The sequence below is a fragment of the Sphingomonas sp. CFBP 13720 genome (genome assembly GCF_014842075.1).
Taxonomy (GTDB): domain Bacteria; phylum Pseudomonadota; class Alphaproteobacteria; order Sphingomonadales; family Sphingomonadaceae; genus Sphingomonas.
In genome coordinates, this window is record NZ_JACYVA010000001.1 from 823,289 (window position 1) to 841,134 (window position 17,846).

Sequence of the window (17,846 nt, forward strand, 5' to 3'; positions counted from 1 at the left end):
GACTGAACGGGTGCGGAACCGCATGTTAAGCGGGGGTTTATCGGACGGGCGATGCAATCCGGCTATGTCGCAACGCGGCCTTGGCCAAAGGCAACAGGTCGTAGCAACGGGGAAGCGCAACGTAGTGCGGCCAGCAAACGCAGAAACGGCCCCGGATCGCTCCGGGGCCGTTCTGTTGTCGATGGCGCGCAACGGGGCGGCGGAGCCGCGTCGTCGATGCCACACATGGGCGACAGAGGCAGCGCAGACCCTGTCGGGGGAAGCGTAGCGGGTGCTACGCCTTCCCCGCTGCTTAGGCCGCCTGCTTGGCGCGGCTGGCCTTCTTGCGCTCGTTCGCGTCGAGGTGACGCTTGCGGAGGCGGATCGACTTCGGCGTGACTTCGACCATCTCGTCGTCGTCGATGTACGCGATCGCCTGTTCCAGCGTCGCGCGCTTCGGCGGGGTCAGGCGAACCTGATCGTCCTTGCCGCCGCTGGCGCGGAAGTTGGTCAGCGCCTTGGTCTTCATCGGGTTGACTTCGAGGTCGTCCGGCTTCGCGTTCTCGCCGACGATCATGCCTTCGTACAGTGCTTCACCATGTCCGACGAACAGGATGCCGCGCTCTTCGAGCGGACCCAGCGCGTAGCTGTTCGCTTCGCCTGCACCGTTCGAGATCAGCACGCCGTTCTTGCGGCCTTCGATCTGGCCCTTGTGGGGACCGTATTTCTCGAACAGCCGGTTCATGATGCCGGTGCCACGGGTGTCCGACAGGAATTCACCGTGATAGCCGATCATCCCACGCGACGGTGCGGAGAAGGTGATGCGCGTCTTGCCACCGCCCGAAGGACGCATGTCGGTCATCTCGGCCTTGCGTAGGTTCATCTTCTCGACGACCGTGCCCGAATATTCCTCGTCCACGTCGATGATGACGGTTTCGTACGGCTCAGTCTTGCCGCCATTCTCGTCGGTCCCGAACAGCACGCGCGGACGCGAGATGCCCAGTTCGAAGCCTTCGCGACGCATCGTTTCGATCAGCACGCCCAGCTGCAATTCGCCCCGACCTGCGACTTCGTAGCTGTCGCGATCGGCGGCCTCGGTCACCTTCACGGCGACGTTGGATTCGGCTTCGCGGAACAGGCGGTCGCGGATCATGCGCGACGTGACCTTCGTGCCTTCACGCCCCGCCATCGGCGAGTCGTTGACCGAAAAACGCATCGACAGCGTGGGCGGATCGATCGGCTGCGCATGCAGCGGCTCGCTGACCGACGGATCGCAGATCGTGTTGGCGACGGTCGCGATGGCAAGACCGGCCAGCGAGATGATGTCGCCCGCCTTGGCTTCTTCCACCGGCACGCGGTCGAGACCGCGGAACGACATGATCTTCGACGCGCGACCGGTTTCGACGATCCTGCCATCGTTATCCAGCGCGTGGATCGGCTGGTTCAGCTTGATCGTGCCCGAATTGACGCGACCGGTCAGCACGCGGCCGAGGAAATTGTCGCGGTCGAGCAGCGTGACGAGGAAGGTGAACGGAACGTCCTCCACTTCCACCTTCGGCGCGGGGACGTGCGAAACGATCGTTTCGAACATCGGGATCAGCGTGCCTTCGCGCGCATCCATGTCGGTCGAGGCATAGCCGTTGCGGCCCGAGGCGTAGAGCACCGGGAAATCGAGCTGTTCGTCGTTGGCGTCCAACGACACGAACAGATCGAACACTTCGTCCAGCACTTCCTGGATACGCGCATCGCTGCGGTCGACCTTGTTGACGACGACGATCGGCTTGAGGCCCAGCGCCAGCGCCTTGCCCGTCACGAACTTCGTCTGCGGCATCGCGCCTTCGGACGAATCGACCAGCAGGACGACGCCGTCGACCATGCTGAGGATGCGTTCGACCTCACCGCCGAAATCGGCGTGGCCGGGGGTGTCGACGATGTTGATGCGGATCGATTCGTCGCTGCCCGGCGGAGTCCAGTCGACCGAGGTCGGCTTGGCGAGAATGGTGATCCCGCGTTCCTTTTCGAGATCGTTCGAATCCATGGCGCGCTCTTCGACGCGCTGGTTGTCGCGGAAGGTGCCGGACTGGCGGAACAGCTGGTCGACGAGGGTCGTCTTGCCGTGATCGACGTGGGCGATGATCGCCACGTTGCGGAGGCTCATGGGATTTCCTGGATCGTGCGGGAGTGCAGTTGGCCGCGCCCTTAGCGTAATTCGCGCGAAATCGGAAGAGGGCGTGTTTGTGCGGTGCGGCATTCTCTTACGAACGGCTTTGGTTCACGCGAAGGCGCGAAGGCACGAAGAATGTTTCCGCATATGGAGGCGCGGGGTCGTAGAGGTCTAACGGGAGTTCGACGGCAGCAGCCGGGTGTCTTCGACAGCCCCTGCCCCATCGATTTGCGAGCGTAGCAGCCGGTACGGCTGGAAGCGCCCTTGCTTCTCCCCTCCGCGTGTCTGCGTGAACAACGGCTTCTGCCGCCATACAAACCTTGCCCGGCCAACGTGTATTACCTAAATGCTACACTTGAACGGAACGGCGTTCGCCGTCATCAAGGAACGGTGCGTGCCGTGGAGGATATATGGCGACCCAGACGAACGACGAACCCGCGCTGGTGCTGACCCCGCCCGATCCGGTGCCAACGCTGGCCCCGGCGAAGGCAGTCGGCCTCGTGCCAGTGGACGACGTCAAGAAAAGCGAATTGCGGACCCGGGTCGGCGACTTCGTCGACCAACTGGTGGCGCAGGACGTCAACTCGCCCGAATTCGGCAAGCGGGTCGACGCGATCGGCAATCTGGGTGCGCGCGAAATACGAGAGGCGGCGGGCCAGTCGAACCGCTTTCTCGACCGGCCGGTACGGGCGATGGATCAGGAATCGGGCGTCGGCGCCGATCTGGCCCAGTTGCGCCGGACCATCGAGGATCTCGATCCGGGCAAGCAGGGAAATCTGCTGGAGCCGAAGAAGCTGTTCGGCATGATCCCGTTCGGCAGCAAGGTCCGCGACTATTTCGACGGATACAAATCCGCGCAGAGCCACATCGCTTCGATCCTGAAGCGGCTGGCGTCGGGCAAGGACGAGCTGTTGATGGACAACGCCGCCATCGACACCGAACGCGCCAATCTGTGGACCGCGATGGGGCGGCTGGAACAGATGATATACCTGTCGAAGGAGATGGACGCGACGCTGGAAAACAAGGCCAACGAACTGGATCATAGCGATCCGGCGAAGGCCCGGGCGATCCGCGAGACGGCGCTGTTCTATGTCCGGCAGCGCAGCCAGGATTTGCTGACGCAGATGGCGGTGACGGTGCAAGGCTATCTGGCGCTTGATCTGGTCAAGAAGAACAATGTCGAGCTGGTGAAGGGCGTCGACCGCGCATCGACCACCACGGTCGGCGCGCTGCGTACGGCGGTGACGGTGGCGCAGGCGCTGACCAACCAGAAGCTGGTGCTGGAACAGATCACCGCGCTGAACACCACCACTGCCAACATCATCGATTCGACCGGCAAGCTGCTGCGCAGCCAGACCGCGACGATCCACGAACAGGCGGCGGCATCGACCATCCCGGTCGAAGTGCTGCAACGCGCGTTCCAGAATGTGTACGACACGATGGACGCGATCGACACGTTCAAGCTGAAGGCGCTCGATTCGATGAAGACGACGGTGAACACGCTGTCGAACGAGGTCGAGAAGTCGCGCGGCTATATCGCGCGGGCCGAGGGCGCGTCGCAGAACCGCGAGAGCGGCGGCGAGACGTTCAAGCTGGAGGCGATGTAACCCATGTCGCGCAGCGACGAGGTGCTGGAACGCGCCAGCATGACGCTGGAACGGGCGCGCGAGCGGCACGGGGCGGTCGCGCCGCGCGCGCGGCGGCGCCGTGAGGCGGAGGTGCTGCGCCGCGTCGGGCGGATCGCGGCGGCCGATCTGGCGATCATCGTCGCGGCGCTGGTCGTTGGATGGTTCGTGCCGCTGGGTCTGGGCGGGGCGATGGTCGTGATGGCGCTGCTGATCGCCGCGACGCTGTTGTTCGGGTTGATGCCTGTGACGCGCGAGGTCGCGGTCGAGCAACTGGTGCAGGCGCCGCTGAAGTCGCTGCCGTCGCAGACCGAGCGGTGGCTGGCGACCCAGCGCCCCGCCCTGCCCGCACCCGCGATCGGTCTCGCCGATTCGATCGGGGTACGGTTGGACACGCTGTCGACGCAACTCGCCGGACTGAACGAGCTGGAGCCGGCGGCAGCGGAAGTGCGCAAGCTGGTCGGCGAACAGCTTCCCGAACTGATTCGTGGCTACCAGCGCGTTCCCGAACCGCTGCGCCGCGTCGAGCGCAACGGACGGACGCCGGACCAGCAACTGGTCGACGGGCTGAAGGTCATCGACGGCGAGATCGCGGCGATGACGGAGCAACTGGCGCAAGGCGACCTCGACAGCCTCGCGACGCGCGAACGGTTCCTGCAGATCAAGTATCAGGGCGAGGAATGACGTCCTGGCCGAACGGGGGTTCGCGAAACGGGCCGGGCTGCGCATGATGTCGACGCTCGCACTGGTCGCACTGACGGTTCCGGCCGCGGCGCAGGACGCGCGTACGTTCCCGATCCTGCGGGCGGGGCAACCGGCGGTCTGTGCCGACCTGACCGACGCACCGGCGGAGTTTCAGGAAGGGTTGCGCCAATGGGTCATCGGCTTCTGGAGCGGAATGAACGTCGCCGAGCGCGCGAAGACGGGTATCGTCGGGCATAGCACCTCTGCGACGGGTATTTTCGGCGAAGTCGCCCTGTTCTGCCGGTCGCATCCGGCGATGGCGATCGATCAGGCGACGTTCGCGGTGCGCGAACAGATGAAGCGCGCCGGGAAATAGCGCCAACGGGCATCGCCCGCCCCTACTCCCGCACCCGATCGACCACCCATTCGTGCCGCTGCACCATGACCGAGGGCACTGGTCGTCCGCGACCGTCGAGCGACGGGCGGAACCGGAAGCGGCGTTCGATCTGGCGACAGGTAGCGATGTCGATCGCGCGGCTGCCGCTGGAGCGCATGATCTGGCATTCGGTGGCACGGCCGTCGGTCTCTACGATATAGCGGACCTCGACGGTACCTTCGAACCCGCGTTCCTCCAGTTCGGGCGGCAGCGCCGCGCCCTGGATCGATCCGCCGATCTGGCGCGGGGGCGTGTCGCCGCCGCCACCGCCGTCGCCATCCCCCTGCCCGCCGCTGCCCAGACCGTCGCCGATCCCGCCAGCGCCGGTGCCGGGGCCGACCATGTCCGTCGCGCCGGACGACGCGTCGTTGCCGGGACCGGCAACAGGCGCGGTGACGACCGGCGGGGGTACGGGCAGCGGCACGACCGGCGGGGTCGCGACCACCTCCGTCGCCTTGGAGCGAATGTTCGGCGGCGCGGCGCGGCCTTCGGGGCGGCCCTGTCGCACGACTTGCGGGACCGGCGGCGGCGGCGGGGGCTCCGGCGCTTCAGGCAGGATGTCGAACGTCGCCAGCGCGCCCTGCGCCACACGCGGCACGTCGACGCCCAGCCCGACGACCAGCGCCCAGCCGAGCAGGACGTGCAGGCCGATCGTCACCAGCAACGCGCCGGTGCGGGTGCGGTCGGGAGGGGCCAGCGTCATCGCCATGGTGATGGCAGAACGCGGCTGAGTGGCGGGTGATCCGGCCGTGCCGTGTGCCTGGCTGCGATGGTGGTTCAAGAAGAAAAATGGGGTTCACGCGGAGGCGCGGAGACGCGGAGGGGTTACGTATCGGGCGAGGCTCGTGCGAACGGGCGACGTTCGTCCAGTTGAAGCGGATGTAAGGCTGCTGGCGCGGGCGCCGTCGTAACGAGGGCAACCCCCTCCGCGCCTCCGCGTGAACCCCTTATCGACCATGACACGATCGCGCCGCCGATGATCGCCGGAACGCCAACCCCGGCGGCAGAAGCTACCGCTTGCCCAGCGCGACGATCGCGCGGCTGCGCACCCGCTCCACCGCCGCCGCGTGGATGCCGGGCGCGGCGGCCATGACCCCGAAGAATTGCGGGCGCGGCTGGTTGAAGCGGAGCTTGCGACCGATCGCGTCGGTGACGACTGCCCCAGCTTCGCGCGCGATCAGGATGCTGGCGGCGACGTCCCATTCATTGCCCCAGCGCAGCGTGGCGAGGAAGTCGGCATCGCCGCTGGCCACCATCGCCATGCGCAGCGCGATCGAGTTGGGTTTGGCGACCGCCAGGAGATCGCGGTCCCGCGCGGGCAGGACGTCGACCGGCGTACGGCTGCCGACGAAATTGGTGCGGTCGCTGGTGGTGAGGCGTCGGTCGCCGCGCCATGCGCCGCCGCCCGCCGACGCGCTCCAAACCTCGCGGCGGACGGGGGCGTCGAGGACGCCGAGCACCGGGTGTCCGTCCTCGACCAGCGCGATCGATACCGCCCAGCCGTCGCGTCCGCGAATGAAGTCGCGGGTGCCGTCGATCGGATCGACGATCCATACCCGCCGCCGCGCCAGCCGGATCGCATCGTCGGCGGTTTCCTCCGACAGCCAGCCGGCATCGGGCAGCAACGCTTCCAGCCGTTCGCGCAGCAACCGATCGACCGCTAGGTCGATTTCGCACACCGGGTTGCCGGGGGCTTTTTCCCACGTCGCATAGCTGCCGCCGAACCGGGCATAGGCCATCGCGGCGGCTTCGGCCGCGATGTGCCGGACCCGGTCGAGCAACGCGGTGTCAGCCACCCGCCACCGTCATCCCCTCTACCCGCAGCGTCGGGACGTTCACGCCCTGCCGGAACGCCAGATCGTCGGCGGCGACCAGCGTGGCGAACATCGCCCGAAGGTTGCCGGCGATGGTGATCCCGGCGACGGCATGGGTGACGACGCCGCGTTCGATCAGGAAGCCCGACGCCCCCCGGCTGTAATCGCCGGTGACGCCGTTCACCCCCTGCCCGATCAGTTCGGTGATCAGCACGCCGCGTTCGATATCGGCGATCAGCGCGTCGCGGGTGACGGCACCCGCCGCCAGATGAACGTTGCCGGTGGTCACGCCGGGCGGACCGCCCAGCCCGCGCGACGCATGGCCGGTCGGCTCCAACCCCAGTTGCCGCGCCGACGCGCTGTCGAGCAGCCATGTCTGAAGCACGCCGCCTTCGACCAGCGCCATTGGCGATACCGGCAGTCCTTCGCCATCGAACGGACGCGACCGCAACCCGTGCGGGCGGTGCGGATCGTCATGGATCGCGATGCCGGTCGGAAATACCGCCGTGCCCAGCGCATCGCGCAAGAAACTCGTGCCCCGCGCGATCGACGGACCGGCGATCGCACCGAGCAGATGCCCGACCAGACTGCCGCCGACGCGCGGATCGAACGCCACCGGCATCGCGCCGCCATCGATGCGACGCGGGTTCATCCGCGCCACCGCCCGCTCGCCCGCGCGGGTGCCGACGGTCTGCGGGTCCTCCAGCATCCCATGGTGGCGGGCGGAATGATGCGCATAGTCGCGCTGCATGTCGCCGCCGCTTCCCGCCAGCACGCTGGCCGACAGCGAATGGCTGGTGACGGCATAGCCGTGCGCAAAGCCGTGGCTGGTGGCGAAGGCGACGATCGCCCGATGACTGGAGGCCGATCCGCCTTCGGAATTGGTGACCCCGGCGACGGCGCGGGCCGCGTCCTCGACCGCCATCGCCTGTTCGCGGAGCACTTCAGGCGCGACATCGGCCCCGTCGTCGAGGTCGAGCAGCGGCGGCGCGCCGCGCATCAGCCGGTCGGCGGGGGCAAGGCCGGCCCAGCGATCGGCCGGCGCGGCACGCGCCATCGCGACGACGCGTTCGGCCAGTGCGTCCAGCCCGGCGTCGGACAGGTCGGAGGTGGCGACGCTGGCCGATCGGTCGCCGACGAACGCGCGCAGGCCCAGCTCGCTGCCTTCCGACCGACCGACATCCTCCAGCGCGCCGAGGCGCATCGAAACGGACAGGGCGGTATCGGCGACGAGGATCGCGTCGGCGGCATCGGCGCCGTGCGTGCGGACACGGGCGATGGCGGCCTGCGCGCGATCGGTGGCGGTATCGGGGGTCAGCATGGTGGCGACATGGGAAGCGCGACCCCCGACGGCAATGTTCAAGCCGCCTGCCCGACGACCAGCAGCCCCAGAAACAGCAGCGCGCCGGTATCGCGGTTGGACCGGAACCGGCGCAGCGTGTTAGCACCATCGGCGGGGACCAGCGTCGCGACCTGCCACAGCAGGTGCAGCGCGGCGGGCAGCAGCGCGGCCAGCGCCAGCGGCGTCGGAAATACCCGCCACACCGCCCCGGCCCAGCACGCGATGGCGATCAGGTAGAGCAGCGTCACGCCCGGACGGACCCGCGCGCCCATCGCCCGCGCCGACGATCGTACGCCGACCATCGCGTCATCCTCGATATCCTGACACGCATAGATGGTGTCGTACCCGACCACCCATGCGATCGACCCGGCATAAAGCCAGACCAGCGGCCACAGATCGTCGCCACCCGTCTGCGCCCATGCGACGGGCGCGGCCCATGAAAAGACCATGCCCAGCCACGCCTGCGGCCACCACGTGATGCGCTTCATGAAGGGATAGGCGGCGACCAGCACGAGGCTGCCCAACGCCACCACGGCGGCGGTGAAGTTGAGTTGGACCAGCACGACCAGCCCGATCAGGCTGAGCATCGTCAGCCAGATCCATGCCGCCCGTACCGACACCGCACCGCTGGCGAGCGGACGGCCGGCGGTGCGCGCGACCTGCCGGTCCAGATCGCGGTCGACGATGTCGTTATAGACGCAGCCCGCGCCGCGCATCGCGATGCTGCCGACCAGGAACCACAATAGCATGTCCCACCGGTCGATCGCCCGGCCGGACAGCGCGATCGCCCATGCGCCGGGCCAGAACAACAGCCACCATCCGATCGGACGGTCGAACCGCGCGAGCAGCGCGAACGGACGCAGCGTCGGCGGCAGGATAGCGAGCAGCCCGCGATATTCGGTGTCGGCCACGCTCATGACCGCGCGTCCGCATGACAGGGGCAGCCGGGACGACGGACGGCGAAGGACGGAACGGTGACGGGCATGCGCCCTGCTGCCACGGGCGGGGCGTTCGGGACAAGCGTTTCGGGGGGCGGTGACGCTTGGGCGGCGACGCTATACCGCCACCGATCGGTCCACCCGGCCACCATCGCCGAAGATACGCAGATACCGCGCCACCTCCGCCGGGTCGCCGGTCGCCTTCGACGGATTGTCCGACAGCTTCACCGCCGGGCGGCCATCGGCCTCGATCACCTTGCAGACCAGCGAGATCGGTTCGAGCGCGGTGCCGCCCAGCGGATCGCAGTCGCGGAAATCGTTGGTCAGGTTGGTGCCCCAGCCAAAGCTCATCCGTACGCGGCCATGGAAATGGCGATAGGTGCGGGTGATGCTGTCGACGTCCATCCCGTCCGAAAAGATCAGCAACTTCGTCCGTGGATCGCGGCCCCGCGCCTGCCACCACGCGATGATCTGTTCGCCGCCTTCGATCGCGGGCATGCTGTCGGGGCGAAAGCCGGTCCAGTCGGCGACCCAGTCGGGGGCGTCGGCAAGGAAGCGGGTGGTCCCGAACGCATCGGGCAGCACGACCAGCAGGTTGCCGCCATAATGCCGCCGCCATTCCTCCAGCACGCGGTACGGCGCGGCCGCCACCCCGGCATCATCGGGGGCCAGCGCGGCTTCGACCATCGGCAGTTCGTGCGCGTTGGTGCCGATCGCCTCCAGCCCCGCCTGCATCGCCAGCAGCACGTTCGACGTCCCGATGAAGCGGTCGCCCAGCCCTTCCTGCAATGCCTCGACGCACCAGCGCTGCCACAGAAAGCCATGCCGCCGCCGCGTACCGAAGTCCGACAGGACCAGATCGGGCAGGTCGCGCAGCCGTTCGACCTTGTCCCACAGCCGCGCCTTCGCCCGCGCATAGGTGACGTCGAGCGCGAAGCGACCATGTCCTTTCAGCGCGGCGCGGGCGCGCAGTTCGTTGAGGATGGCGAGCGCCGGTATCTCCCACATCGACGTTTCCGCCCATGGCCCCTCGAACCGCAGTTCATATTGCCCGTCGCGCACCGTCAGTTCGTACTCCGGCAACCGGAACGCGGCGAGCCAGTCGACGAACGCGGGCGAGAACATGCGGTCGACGCCGTAGAAGCTGTTGCCCGCCAGCCAGATCAGTTCCTGTTTCGCGAACGATACCGTGCGGGCGTGATCGAGTTGTGCGCGCAATTCGCCTTCGTCGATCACGTCGGCCAACCGGACGGTGCGCGTACGGTTGATGACGGCGAAGGTCGCGCGCACGTCCGGTCGGGTCTCGCGGATCATCTGGACCATCAGCAGCTTGTAGAAATCGGTGTCCAGCAGGCTGCGCACGACGGGGTCGAGCCGCCAGCCATGGTTCCACACCCGCGTTGCGATATCGGTCATCACCATCGATTGTGCCTTTTTGAAGATACGGCATCCTGCCCTTCCCTGCACAACGATGCACGTCCGCATCCGGCACGCCACCTGCGACCGAGGCGGTAGCGGGTGCGGCAAAGACCCGCGCGGCACGCCGCGCGGGCATGGTGCGGAGGGATCGTCAGGGCGGAGCACGGTTTTCGAACGATCGACGCCGTTGATATCCGCGGCTTTCGAACGATCGACGCAGCCAGTATTTACGCGGGAACCCCGGACCAGTTGCAATCAGTCTAACAAATATTCGGTCGGATAAATCGCGGAATGTCGAACGGATGTGGTCAACCGTTCGTATTATGCTTACGGTTACGGAGCCGGTTTATTCGCATGAGCCAGCGTGTTCCAAGGGCGAAAGATCGACCATGCCGCTCATTCTCGTTGCCGACGACCATCCGATGTGTGCCGCCGCGTTGGCAATGGCCGCAAGAGTGGTCGATCCCGCGATGGCGATCGACAGCGCCACGACGCTGGCCGAAGCGGTGACGCTCGCGCGCGGCGTGGCGCATGACCTGATCCTGCTCGACCTGATGCTGCCCGATGTGCAGGGGTTCGGCGGGCTGGCGCTGATGCGGTCCGCGCGGCCCGAAGCGACGATCGCGATCGTATCCGGGCGCGACGAACCGACCATCGTCGCACAGGCCGTGGCACTGGGTGCGCAGGGGTTCCTGTCCAAATCGACGCCGATCGACCAGATGGTCACGGCGATCCGGACCCTGCTGGCGGGCGAACCATGGCTTCCCGAAGGCAGCGCGATGCCCACACCGGACGAACCGCGCGCCGAAATCGCTACGCGGATGGGAACGCTGTCGGTCGCGCAGATGCGCGTGCTGCGCGCGATCGCCAACGGGCATCAGAACAAACGGATCGCCTATGACCTCCAACTCGCCGAACCCACGGTGAAGTCGCATCTGTCGGCAATCTTCCGCAAACTGGGCGTCAGCAACCGGACGCAGGCCGTGCTGGCGCTTCAGGCGTTCGACATCGACTGACGCCGCGTCACGCTTCCGCGACCTCGTCTGACGCCGCCATCACCGATCGCACGGCGTCGATCACGTCCTGCGCGAACCGGTCCAGTTCGTCGAGCAGGTCCGGATCGATCGGCGTTCCCCGATCCCCGGTTTCGATGGCGTTCAGCACCGTCATCAGGCCGATCGCACCGACGCTGGCGGCAGCACCGCGCAGTCCGTGCGCTTCGTATCGGGCAAGGTCGGTTCGACGCTCCGCCACCAGTTCGCGCAACCGGGTCGGGACACGCCGCGCATCCTCGATCAACAGCGATAACAGCGTGTCCCGCCCGGCGCCGCCCAGCGTATCACCCAATGCCCGTACCCGCGCCCGATCGATCGCCGGAACGGGTGCGATAGGCGGCATGCGGGCATCGTCGGCGGACTGAATCCCGTCGAGCAATTCGCGCAGCCGCGTCAATTCGACCGGTTTGGCCAATACCCCATCGATCCCGGCATCGGCGATCTCCGTCCGTCGCTTGACCGATACATAGGCGGTCAGCGCATGGATCGGCACGATGGCGGCCCCCCCGCCCGATGCGCGGATCGAACGGGCGGCCGCGATCCCGTCCATCACCGGCATCTGTACGTCCATCAGCACGAGGTCCAGCGGATGCCCTGCCGGATCGGTCACATACTCGACCGCGCGGGCGCCGTTCTCCACCTCGACCACATGATGCCCCAGTTGCCGCACCAGTTCCGAGATCAGGTAGCGATTGGTGGCATTGTCCTCTGCGACAAGAACGGTGAGCGACCGGCCGACCGGGGTCGCTTGCCGCCTGACCGGGACCGCCGTGGTCGCCGGGACGGGCGGCAACGACAGGACGAACCGGAACCGCGACCCTTCGCCCGGGCGGCTCTTGACCTCGATCATGCCGCCCATCGCGTCTACCAGCATGCGGCAGATACTGAGACCGAGGCCCGTACCGCCGTATCGGCGCGTGGTCGAAACGTCCGCCTGAACGAATGGTTCGAAGACCGCGGACAGCCGATCGGGCCTGATCCCCACGCCCCTGTCACAGACATCGAACTGCCAACGGTCGTCGCCGATGTCCTCGGCCCGGATCTGCACCCGACCGTCGCGGGTGAACCTGACCGCGTTGCTGACCAGATTGGTCAGCACACGCTGGATCGCGACCGGATCGCCGACGCGCCGCGCCGCCGGTACGTCGATTTCGATCGTCACGCCATGCGCCGTGGCTTCGGCAGCGAACATCTCCGCCACGGTCGTCGCGATGGCGCGCAGATCGAATGCGACCGCCTCGCGTTCCGCATGGCCTCCCTCCAGTTTCGAAAAGGTCAGCACGTCGTCGACGATCGTTGCCAGCGTGCGCCCGGCCTGTTCGAGCGTGTCGAGATGCCGCATCCGTTCGGCATAGTCCGGCGTCCGGCGCAGCAGCGTGGCGGTGGCGAGGATCGAGGTCAGCGGGGTGCGTATCTCGTGGCTGATGGTCGCGGTGAACACCGCCTTCGCGTCCAGCGCACGCTCCGCCGCCTCGCGCGCAGCACGCGACTCGGCGATCGCGGACATTTGTTCGGTCACGTCCTGCAACACGCCGAACACACCTTCGACCATTGCGCCGGGCATCCATTCGATCTGTCCACGCGACATGACCCAGCGGATCTCACCATCGGGCCGCAGGACACGCGCGTGAAAGTGATAGCCGGTCCGGTTGTCGATGGCCGATTGCACGCAGTGCGCGACCGCAGCGCGATCGTCGGGGTGATAGCACTTCATCGCGTCTTCAAGCGTGACGTTGGCACGCGGTTCGATGCCGTGGATACGGAACAGTTCGGGGGACCAGAACACCGTGTTGTCGGCCACGTTGATGCGCCAATGGCCGATATGCGCCACCGATTCGGCCATCGACAGCAGCATTCGCTCGTCTTCCAGCCGGGAATGGGCGAGCGCCGCCGCATGTTCCGCCGCCTGCCGGGCACCGACGTCGCGCACCGTTCCAACGACTTCGGCCACGCCGCACATATCGGTTGCGAGGCGGAACGCCCCTTCCATCCAGACATAATGGCCGACGCGATGTTGCAGGCGATAGGACAGGACCAGTTCGCCGCCGTGATGGGTCAACCGGCGCGCGCCTCGGATCACCCGGAAGCGGTCATCGGGATGCACGCGCAGAAACGCGCTTTCCCCGATGAGCGCGTCTACGGAATAGCCCAGCAGCCGTTCAGCGGCAGGCGACGCATAGCGATACACGCCGTCCAGATCGATGCGCACGATCATGTCGGTCGAATGATCGGTCAGCAGACGAAGCTGCCGTTCGGCCGATCGGATCGTCGCCAGCGTCTTCAATCGCTGATGGAGCAGAGTGGCGACGGGAAACACCGTCAGCGTGATCGCAGTCAGGAACGCCTGGAGGAACAGGAGCCTGCCTTCGAGGTCTTCGGCGGCGACCGCGATAGGCCCCGTACCCCGGATCGTGAACACCGTCGCGACGATCGCGATCGTCAACGTCGATATGCCTGCGCCGGCGAACCGAAACCGGAACGCGGCGAATACGCCGCACGGCATCAACAGGAACAGCACGGGATAATCGCCGAACACGAAGACCCCTGTCGATATCAGTGCGATAGGAACCGGTAGGAGCAGGATGCAGGGCAGCATCCGCCCAACGCGATCAGGACGATCGCGTCGAACCGCAGTCAGTGCGGGGACGAGCAGGATCAGGCCCATCACGCTGGCTGCGAACCAGTAGAGGGCGGTTTCGGCGGACAGCGACCCCGTCGCCGACCACAGGACCAGTGCCGCGACCGGCGTACTGATGGAAGCACCGGCGAACGCGATCGCGATCATCACGAAATAGCCCGGCAACGTACGCGGATCCGCGCCCGATCGCCGGATCATGAACGCGACGAGCGTGATTTCGACCAGATCGACGCCGGTCAGGCTTACCGCAAGCCACGGGGTATTCGCGACGAACAGGTTCGCCAGCAGCAAAGCCGCCGCGGTCAGGGTCAGCCAGATCGGCCACAGCCGTGGTGGCTGGCGTTTCAGCACTACGACCGCGATCGCGTTGACCGGCCAGATCAGCGCGTTGCCCGATGGACCGCGCAGATAGGCGAGGACGAGCGTCGTCAGCGCAAGCATCCCCAAGAGATACACGATCATCGTCAGTTGGGTGCGGACGGAACGGAAGGCGATAGACATGTTCGCGACCCATATTGGATTGGAACCGCGGTCGATACTCGCCGGCCGACGCCATGCGGATCGACCGGTTCCGATGGTCGTCCGCGCTTTACAACCTCATCGCGCCAAGATGTGCGCGCGCGCCGGAAGCCTCTCAATAGTCCAAAAGATGGAATGGCGGTTCAGATTTCACAGTAAACCAGTAGCTTGCCGAAACCCAATCGGCGGCGGACCGGACTATCGCACGGGCAGGACGCGTTTTCCGGCCGCGCGCATGACGCACATGGGGGGCGGTGTCGCGACGGGTGCCCGCACGGACCGTACGATGCGGACCGGACGCGCATTGTCATGGAACGTTGGCGCCGGACTTCGCATCGCCTGCAAACGCTCACTGCCGTCGCTGGCGCGTACCGCTTGCCGCCGGGAGCCGGGAACGGCATAGCCGGGCGATGGAATTCGCCCCCGTCCTGTCGACCGTCGCCAAGACGATCCAGACCGCGATCGCGCCGGTGTTCCTGCTCGCCGGGATCGGTGCGATTCTGAACGTGATGGTCGGGCGGCTGGCACGGATCGTCGATCGCGCGCGCGATCTCGAAAAGCTGCATCCCGCCTCGATCGGGCCGGAGCATGAGCGGCACGTGTTCGAACTGCGCCTGCTCGACCGCCGCATCCACGTCATCAATACCGCCGTGTTTCTGGTAGTGCTCGCCGCCGTCGCCAATTGCTGCGTCGTCGCGATGCTGTTCACCGCCGAACTGCTCGACCTGCGGCTGGGCAAGGCGGTGGCGATTGCGTTCATCCTGTCGATGGTGCTGCTGATCGGCGGACTGATGTGGTTCCTGGTCGAGGTGCGCATGTCGGTACGCGCCATCCGCGTGCGTGCCGAACTGCTGGAGAGGACGCGACAGTGACGCTGCGACGCGAACGCACGTTGTTGCAGCTTGCTGTCGCACTGGCCTGTATCGTGCCGCTGACCGCGTCGATCACCGGCATCGCATTGGGCGCGCGCTGGCTGCAACCCGCTCCGGCGGTCGATATGGACAGCCATTTCCGGTATCTTTCCGGGCTGTTCCTAGTGATGGGGCTGGGCTTCGCCAGTTGCGTGCCGGCGATCGAGCGCAAGAGCGGGCGGTTGCGCCTGCTGGGCGCGATGGTCGTTGTGGGCGGGCTGGCGCGGCTGGTGTCGCTGTCGCAGATCGGTACGCCGTCGATCGGGCATGTGACCGGGCTGGCGATCGAACTGGGCGTGGTCCCCGCAATTCTCGGCTGGCAGACGCGCGTGGCGCACCTGTACCGCATGCGCGGGGAATGACGTACGCCGCAGCCGCCGGGCGCAGCGATCAGCGCGTGCCGTTCAGCGCCGGCCCGGCATCGACCGTGGCGCGATACGTCGGCGCGACCCGCGCCCGCGCCGCCTGTTCAAACGCATAGCCGGCTCCCAGCAACCGCGCCTCGCTGAACTCGGGGCCGATGAACGACAGGCCGGCAGGCAGCCCACGCGCCAGTCCCATCGGCACGGTCAGATGCGGATAGCCCGACACCGCCGGTAGTTCGCTGGCCGACGGGCCGGAAAAGTGATCGCCCTGCACCGGATCGGACAGCCACGGCGTGCCATAGGTCGGCGCGACCAGCAGCGTCGCTCCGGCCGTGGCCAGCATCGCGTCGATCGCCCCTGCCGCCTGGGCCTTCGAATTCGCGCGCGCCGCGCGATAGGCAGGGTCGTCCAGCTCCGGCATCGCCTGCGCCGCAACGAACGTTTCCTGTCCGAAGAACGGCATTTCGGTGGTGGCGTTACGGGTGTTGAACGCGATCACATCGGCCAGCGTCCGCGTCTTCACCGTGCGCGGCGTGGTGGCTAGATAAGAGTTCAGATCGGCCTTCAACTCCGCCTTCAGCACGGTAAACTCCGCCTCGCCCAGCCCCGGCAGGTCGGGCTGCTTCACGTCGATCAGGATCGCGCCCGCTGCTTTCAGCCGGTCGAGTGCGCGAGCGTACACGACGGCCAGCGCATCGGGCATGTCGGGCCGCAGCACCGCGATCCGTGCGCCCTTCAGCGCGTTCGCCGACAGTCCGGCGGCATAGTCGCGCCGGCGGGAATCGGCGCCCGCTGTGGTCGGATCGGCCGGATCGCTGCCGACCATCGCCGCGAACAGCAGCGCGGCGTCGCGCACGTCGCGCGCCATCGGTCCGGCGGTATCCTGACTATGGCTGATCGGCACGATCCGCGCACGGCTGACCATGCCGATCGTCGGTTTCAGCCCGACCAGACCGTTCATCGCCGCCGGACAGACGACCGACCCGTCGGTTTCGGTGCCGACCCCGATCGCGGCAAGGCTGGCGGCGATCGCGGCCCCGGTTCCCGAAGACGACCCGCATGCACTGCGATCCAATGCATAGGGATTGCGCACCAGTCCGCCGACCGCGCTCCAGCCGCTCATCGAACTGCTCGAACGGATGTTTGCCCATTCCGACAGGTTGGTCTTGCCGAGAATCACCGCGCCCGCCGCGCGCAACCGGGCGACGACTGGCGCATCGCGACCGGTGCGATTGTCCCGTAGCGCGAGGCTGCCCGCCGTGGTCGCGTTCTCACGGGTTTCGATATTGTCCTTCACCAGCACCGGCAGCCCGTGGAGCGGGCCGCGAATCCGTCCGGCGCGGCGTTCGGCGTCCAGCGCGCGGGCCTGCGCCAGCGCGTCGGGATTGATCGCGATCACACTGCGCAGCGTCGGCCCCCGCCGGTCGATCGCGGCGATCCGCGCGAGATAGGCGGCGGTCAGCGCCTCTGCCGTGGTGTGCCCGGCGGCCATGTCGGACAGCGATTGCGCCGCGCCGCGTTCCTCGACCACCGGCCCGGATTGCGCCGCCGCCGGAACCGCCACCGGGGCAGCCACCGTCACGGCCATCGCCGCCATCCACCCCGTTTGCCGCATCGATTGCAATCCTGTTCCACCGGTCCGATCCGGTTGGAGCGCAGTCGGGCGACGGATGCAATATGTCGATATCGACTCATCGCAGCACCGTCCGATGCGAAAAAAATAATTCCGGACTTGCGCGGATCGGAAAGCGTGGAAGTCCCACGCGTCGCGTCCGTTTGCGGCATCCGATACCGATATCGGGGCATAGCGGACCGCTTGCATCCGTACCCGTTCGGCAACTAAGTCTTGTGGGTAACGTTCTCGATCAGCCGCTACATGGTGTATCCATGACGTGCGGCTGGACCGGACATCGTACGGGTTTTGGCGTTTTATCGACCGGGGACAGCAGGATGCTGG

At 67.0% G+C, this 17,846-nt stretch carries 14 protein-coding genes; 6 read left to right on the plus strand and 8 right to left on the minus strand.

The annotated features are described in order from the left end of the window. Positions 1–292: 292 nt before the first annotated feature. Positions 293–2,137, minus strand: coding sequence for a translational GTPase TypA (gene typA, locus IFT55_RS03965; protein WP_192089246.1), 1,845 nt, complete (start codon positions 2,135–2,137; stop codon positions 293–295). 416 nt (positions 2,138–2,553) lie between these two features. Between typA and IFT55_RS03970 the strand changes: the two genes are divergently transcribed. Genes IFT55_RS03970 through IFT55_RS03980 form a run of 3 tightly spaced genes read left to right on the plus strand, consistent with a single transcriptional unit; the run spans position 2,554 to position 4,828 of the window. After that, positions 2,554–3,750 carry a toxic anion resistance protein gene (locus IFT55_RS03970; RefSeq protein WP_192089247.1) on the plus strand — a complete coding sequence of 399 codons (1,197 nt, stop codon included), beginning with the start codon at positions 2,554–2,556 and terminating at the stop codon, positions 3,748–3,750. Between the two features lie 3 nt (positions 3,751–3,753). Then, on the plus strand, positions 3,754–4,452 hold the full coding sequence (locus IFT55_RS03975; RefSeq protein WP_192089249.1) for a hypothetical protein: 699 nt from the start codon (positions 3,754–3,756) through the stop codon (positions 4,450–4,452). A 43-nt stretch (positions 4,453–4,495) separates the two neighbouring features. Further along, positions 4,496–4,828 carry a hypothetical protein gene (locus IFT55_RS03980; protein WP_192089251.1) on the plus strand — a complete coding sequence of 111 codons (333 nt, stop codon included), beginning with the start codon at positions 4,496–4,498 and terminating at the stop codon, positions 4,826–4,828. A 22-nt stretch (positions 4,829–4,850) separates the two neighbouring features. On the opposite strand, the gene IFT55_RS03985 is transcribed toward IFT55_RS03980, so the two are convergent. From IFT55_RS03985 to pncB, 5 genes are all read right to left on the minus strand, one after another. Further along, positions 4,851–5,591, minus strand: coding sequence for an energy transducer TonB (locus IFT55_RS03985; protein ID WP_192089252.1), 741 nt, complete (start codon positions 5,589–5,591; stop codon positions 4,851–4,853). 307 nt (positions 5,592–5,898) lie between these two features. Next, positions 5,899–6,684, minus strand: a complete 786-nt coding sequence (locus IFT55_RS03990; protein WP_192089254.1) for a 3'(2'),5'-bisphosphate nucleotidase CysQ — start codon at positions 6,682–6,684, stop codon at positions 5,899–5,901. Beyond that, positions 6,677–8,023: a TldD/PmbA family protein gene (locus IFT55_RS03995; protein ID WP_192089255.1), complete on the minus strand. Its 1,347-nt coding sequence runs from the start codon at positions 8,021–8,023 to the stop codon at positions 6,677–6,679. Before IFT55_RS03995 ends, IFT55_RS03990 begins: the two co-directional genes overlap by 8 nt. A gap of 38 nt (positions 8,024–8,061) precedes the next feature. Next, complete coding sequence (gene ubiA / locus IFT55_RS04000) at positions 8,062–8,961, minus strand: 4-hydroxybenzoate octaprenyltransferase (protein ID WP_192089257.1); 900 nt, start codon at positions 8,959–8,961, stop codon at positions 8,062–8,064. Positions 8,962–9,099: 138 nt separating this feature from the next. After that, positions 9,100–10,404, minus strand: a complete 1,305-nt coding sequence (gene pncB / locus IFT55_RS04005) for a nicotinate phosphoribosyltransferase (RefSeq protein ID WP_192089259.1) — start codon at positions 10,402–10,404, stop codon at positions 9,100–9,102. A gap of 386 nt (positions 10,405–10,790) precedes the next feature. Here pncB and IFT55_RS04010 point away from each other — a divergent pair, with 386 nt between their 5' ends. Then, complete coding sequence (locus IFT55_RS04010; protein WP_192089260.1) at positions 10,791–11,417, plus strand: response regulator; 627 nt, start codon at positions 10,791–10,793, stop codon at positions 11,415–11,417. A 7-nt stretch (positions 11,418–11,424) separates the two neighbouring features. On the opposite strand, the gene IFT55_RS04015 is transcribed toward IFT55_RS04010, so the two are convergent. Further along, positions 11,425–14,595 (minus strand): ATP-binding protein, encoded by a 3,171-nt coding sequence (locus IFT55_RS04015; RefSeq protein ID WP_192089263.1) that lies wholly within the window; start codon positions 14,593–14,595, stop codon positions 11,425–11,427. A gap of 428 nt (positions 14,596–15,023) precedes the next feature. Here IFT55_RS04015 and IFT55_RS04020 point away from each other — a divergent pair, with 428 nt between their 5' ends. Further along, positions 15,024–15,485 carry a DUF2721 domain-containing protein gene (locus tag IFT55_RS04020; RefSeq protein ID WP_192089265.1) on the plus strand — a complete coding sequence of 154 codons (462 nt, stop codon included), beginning with the start codon at positions 15,024–15,026 and terminating at the stop codon, positions 15,483–15,485. Next, a complete protein-coding gene (locus IFT55_RS04025; RefSeq protein WP_342029225.1) occupies positions 15,482–15,886 on the plus strand; it encodes a DUF4345 domain-containing protein in 405 nt (134 codons plus the stop codon). Before IFT55_RS04020 ends, IFT55_RS04025 begins: the two co-directional genes overlap by 4 nt. A 28-nt stretch (positions 15,887–15,914) precedes the next feature. On the opposite strand, the gene IFT55_RS04030 is transcribed toward IFT55_RS04025, so the two are convergent. Beyond that, a complete protein-coding gene (locus IFT55_RS04030) occupies positions 15,915–17,504 on the minus strand; it encodes an amidase (RefSeq protein ID WP_192089267.1) in 1,590 nt (529 codons plus the stop codon). Positions 17,505–17,846: the final 342 nt, after the last annotated feature.

Excerpts from the sequence above, each read along its gene's own strand:
- IFT55_RS04015 (WP_192089263.1), bottom strand. The coding sequence starts at position 14,595 with ATGTCTATCGCCTTCCGTTCCGTCCGCACCCAACTGACGATGATCGTG.
- IFT55_RS03980 (WP_192089251.1), top strand. The coding sequence starts at position 4,496 with ATGATGTCGACGCTCGCACTGGTCGCACTGACGGTTCCGGCCGCGGCG.
- IFT55_RS04010 (WP_192089260.1), top strand. The coding sequence starts at position 10,791 with ATGCCGCTCATTCTCGTTGCCGACGACCATCCGATGTGTGCCGCCGCG.
- ubiA (WP_192089257.1), bottom strand. The coding sequence starts at position 8,961 with ATGAGCGTGGCCGACACCGAATATCGCGGGCTGCTCGCTATCCTGCCG.
- IFT55_RS03985 (WP_192089252.1), bottom strand. The coding sequence starts at position 5,591 with ATGACGCTGGCCCCTCCCGACCGCACCCGCACCGGCGCGTTGCTGGTG.
- typA (WP_192089246.1), bottom strand. The coding sequence starts at position 2,137 with ATGAGCCTCCGCAACGTGGCGATCATCGCCCACGTCGATCACGGCAAG.
- IFT55_RS03970 (WP_192089247.1), top strand. The coding sequence starts at position 2,554 with ATGGCGACCCAGACGAACGACGAACCCGCGCTGGTGCTGACCCCGCCC.
- IFT55_RS03975 (WP_192089249.1), top strand. The coding sequence starts at position 3,754 with ATGTCGCGCAGCGACGAGGTGCTGGAACGCGCCAGCATGACGCTGGAA.
- IFT55_RS03995 (WP_192089255.1), bottom strand. The coding sequence starts at position 8,023 with ATGCTGACCCCCGATACCGCCACCGATCGCGCGCAGGCCGCCATCGCC.
- pncB (WP_192089259.1), bottom strand. The coding sequence starts at position 10,404 with ATGGTGATGACCGATATCGCAACGCGGGTGTGGAACCATGGCTGGCGG.
- IFT55_RS04030 (WP_192089267.1), bottom strand. The coding sequence starts at position 17,504 with ATGCGGCAAACGGGGTGGATGGCGGCGATGGCCGTGACGGTGGCTGCC.
- IFT55_RS04020 (WP_192089265.1), top strand. The coding sequence starts at position 15,024 with ATGGAATTCGCCCCCGTCCTGTCGACCGTCGCCAAGACGATCCAGACC.